The sequence below is a fragment of the Pantoea sp. CTOTU49201 genome, from assembly GCF_032054795.1.
GTDB classification, from domain to species: domain Bacteria; phylum Pseudomonadota; class Gammaproteobacteria; order Enterobacterales; family Enterobacteriaceae; genus Pantoea; species Pantoea symbiotica.
Genome location: NZ_DAMBSA010000426.1, coordinates 1 through 3884 on the forward strand (window position 1 = coordinate 1; position 3884 = coordinate 3884).

Below are 3884 nucleotides of genomic sequence, written 5' to 3' on the forward strand. Positions count from 1 at the left end.
GCAGACTGGTGGCTGAGGAAGAAGGGACTTCCGGCGAATCCTCGCCTGGTAATATCGCCTCAGGCTCGGTTAGCGTTGATTTGTTATTTATCTGTGCAGCATGCACCGTCAGCAATTTACGGACTAACTGCTCAGACGCACGCTGGCGCATTTCTTCCACGATCATTGTCTGCTCGGCATCCTTAGCCAGTGCGGCGTTCGGGTTGTCGAAGAAAGAACGATACACAGTGGTGCTGATCGGGTAGATACCTTTACCCGGCAGCAGAACCTGTGCTGTGACCGTCATCACCAGCGAGTATTCCGCGGTGGTACCGCTGATAAACACCGATGCAGTATCACGTCCCTGGCCTTCAGCACCTAAACGCAGCGTTGGGTATTTGGCGCTGGCCGCTTTGCTATCTTCAATGATAGTGACATTGTTGATGCGCAGCTGCTGGCGCACGGCTCGCGCCAGTGGACCATAGGGATCGCCGCTCTGGACGATAAGGGTTTTCATCTCACTCGGCACCGAAGTGGTGCCGCGCGGGTGGAAACCACAGCCTGCGGTAATCATTACCGCAAGCAGGACAAACAGCCTGATAATCAGTTGTCGCACAGTTCCTCCTGAACTTAACCTACGACCAGGTTAAGCAGTTTGCCAGGGACATAAATCACTTTACGAATGGTGACGCCATCCAGATATTTCGCCACCAAATGCTCCTGCGCAGCACGCGCCTGCACCTGCTCCTGCGTGGCATCCGTCGCAACGGTAATCTTGCCGCGCACTTTACCATTCACCTGCACCACTACCAGCAGCGAATCTTCCACCATGGCCGCTTCATCGGCTACCGGCCAGCTGGCTTCGTCAATGCTGCCTTCGCCGCCCAGCGCTTGCCACAACACATAGCTGGCGTGCGGGGTGAACGGATAGAGCAGACGCGTCACAGCGACCAGCGCTTCCTGCAGCAGCGCGCGATCTTGCTCGCTCTCCTGCGGGGCACGGATCAGCTTGTTCATCAGCTCCATGATGGCAGCGATGGCGGTGTTGAATGTCTGACGACGACCTACGTCATCGGCCACTTTGGCGATGGTTTTGTGCAGATCGCGACGCAGCGCTTTCTGATCGTCATTCAGGCTGTTGACGTCCAGCGCCACGGTCGCGCCTTTGGCAATGTGTTCGTAAGCCAGTTTCCACACGCGCTTCAGGAAGCGGTTGGCACCTTCAACGCCCGATTCCTGCCACTCCAGCGTCATCTCTGCTGGCGAAGCAAACATCATGAACAGACGCACGGTATCTGCACCGTAACGCTCAACCATCAGCTGTGGATCGATGCCGTTGTTTTTCGACTTCGACATTTTGCTCATGCCGGCGTAAACCACTTCACGACCTTCGTTGTCGATGGCTTTAATAATGCGGCCTTTCTCGTCGCGCTCAACGGTGACGTCAACCGGAGAAACCCAGTTGCGCTCGCCGTTCACGCCGAGGTAGTAGAACGCATCAGCCAGCACCATGCCCTGACACAGCAGGCGTTTGGCCGGCTCATCCGAGTTTACCAGGCCAGCATCACGCAGCAGCTTGTGATAGAAGCGGAAATACATCAGGTGCATGATGGCGTGTTCGATACCGCCAACATACTGATCGACCGGCAGCCAGTAGTTCGCCGCCGCCGGATCCAGCATGCCTTCATGGTAGTTGGCGCAGGTATAGCGCGCGTAGTACCAGGATGACTCCATAAAGGTGTCGAAGGTGTCGGTTTCACGCAGCGCAGGCTGGCCGTTAACGGTGGTTTTGGCCCACTCAGGATCGGCTTTGATTGGGCTGGTGATGCCGTCCATTACCACGTCTTCTGGCAGGATGACCGGCAACTGATCCTCTGGCGTTGGCATTACGGTGCCATCTTCCAGCGTCACCATTGGGATTGGTGCGCCCCAGTAACGCTGACGGGAAACGCCCCAGTCGCGCAGACGGTAATTCACTTTACGCTCGCCCACGCCTTTGGCTGCCAGCGCATCGGCGATAGCGTTGAAGCCCGCCTGATGATCCAGACCGTTGTATTCACCTGAGTTGAACAGCGCGCCTTTGTCGGTCATCGCGGCAGCACTTACATCCGGTTCTGAACCGTCAAGATTCAGGATCACAGGTTTGATGTTCAGGTTGTATTTGGTGGCGAACTCCCAGTCACGCTGATCGTGGCCTGGAACAGCCATTACTGCGCCGGTGCCGTATTCCATTAATACGAAGTTAGCGACCCATACCGGAATCTCTTCACCGGTCAGCGGATGGATAGCGAACAGGCCGGTGGCCACGCCTTTCTTCTCCATCGTTGCCATATCAGCTTCGGCGACTTTGGTGGTACGGCATTCGTCGATGAATTCAGCCAGCGCAGGATTAGTGGCAGCAGCTTGCAGCGCCAGTGGATGACCTGCAGCAACTGCCACATAGGTCGCACCCATAAAGGTGTCTGGACGAGTGGTGTAAACGGTCAGCTTCTCGGCGCTGTTGGCAACGTCAAAGGTGATTTCCACGCCTTCAGAACGGCCAATCCAGTTGCGCTGCATGGTTTTGACCTGCTCCGGCCAATCTTCCAGCTTATCGAGATCGTTGAGCAGCTCTTCCGCATAGGCGGTGATTTTTACAAACCACTGTGGGATCTCTTTGCGCTCAACTTTGGTATCGCAGCGCCAGCAGCAGCCGTCGATAACCTGTTCGTTGGCCAGTACGGTCTGATCGTTCGGGCACCAGTTCACCGCCGAGGTCTTTTTGTAGACCATGTCTTTTTCATACAGCTTGGTGAAGAACCACTGTTCCCAGCGATAGTATTCTGGCTGGCAGGTCGCCAGTTCGCGGCTCCAGTCGTAGCCAAAGCCCAGCAATTTCAGCTGGTTCTTCATGTAGGCGATGTTGTCGTAGGTCCACGGTGCAGGCGCGGTGTTGTTTTTTACCGCAGCGCCTTCGGCTGGCAGACCAAACGCATCCCAGCCAATTGGCTGCAGGACGTTTTTGCCGAGCATACGCTGGTAGCGCGCAATCACATCGCCAATGGTGTAGTTACGCACGTGACCCATGTGCAGGCGGCCAGAAGGATAGGGCAGCATCGAAAGGCAGTAATATTTCTCTTTGCCTTCCTGCTCGGTCACTTTAAAGGTTTCGTTTTCGTCCCAGTGTTGTTGGACGCGGGATTCTATCTCTTCCGGGCGGTATTGCTCTTGCATGGCTGCCTGTGGTCCTTTGTGAAAATCGCTAAGCATACTTTTAGATCCGCATAGCATACCCATAAGGCTGCGCCTCAACAACTTTTCACGCCCTCGCAGGCTGGATTTCTGCCGAATGCGCCGCCGCTTTCACCCTTTTGTGATTTCTCCGGTTGCTGCCCATGCAATTGTGACAAAACCGCTAAACTTAACAGCAGTATCCGCAGCGGAAAGGAGAACAAAATGAATAACGTGGCGCAGGAATACCGTGCAACGATTGAAGCATTATCCCAGCGATTGGATCATGGCGAGCGCGATGTTGATGCGCTGGTGGCCGAGGCGCGGCAAAGTTTGCTGGCAAAAAAAACGCTGTCGCCCGCAGAAGTCAATGAAGTGATGCGTGCCGTGCGCCGCGATTTACACGAGTTTGCGCTGAGCTATCAGGAGTCTTCTGATGTGGTTGGCGATTCGGTGTTTTTGCGCGTGATTCGCGAAAGCCTGTGGAAAGAACTGGCGGATATCACCGATAAAAGTCAGTTGGAGTGGCGTGAAGTGTTTCAGGATTTGCGCCATCACGGCGTCTACCAGAGCGGTGAAGTGGTGGGGCTGGGGAATTTAGTCTGTGAGAAGTGCGGCTTCACGCGGGCGATTTATACGCCAGAGAGCTTAACGCGCTGCCCGGAGTGTGGGCACGATCAGTTCCAGCGTCAGCC

The 3884-nt window shown here is 55.5% G+C and carries 3 protein-coding genes; 1 reads left to right on the forward strand and 2 read right to left on the reverse strand.

Annotation, left to right across the window (positions count from 1 at the left end; translation table 11 throughout):
• Positions 1-595, reverse strand: a 595-nt coding sequence (lptE, locus tag RTY00_RS21440; protein WP_312666098.1) for an LPS assembly lipoprotein LptE, incomplete at its 3' end; no start/stop codon positions are given.
• Between the two features lie 14 nt (positions 596-609).
• Complete coding sequence (gene leuS / locus RTY00_RS21445; protein ID WP_312666100.1) at positions 610-3192, reverse strand: leucine--tRNA ligase; 2583 nt, start codon at positions 3190-3192, stop codon at positions 610-612.
• Between the two features lie 222 nt (positions 3193-3414).
• Between leuS and RTY00_RS21450 the strand changes: the two genes are divergently transcribed.
• A partial coding sequence (locus RTY00_RS21450) for a zinc ribbon-containing protein (protein WP_312666102.1) occupies positions 3415-3884 on the forward strand: 470 nt, incomplete at its 3' end.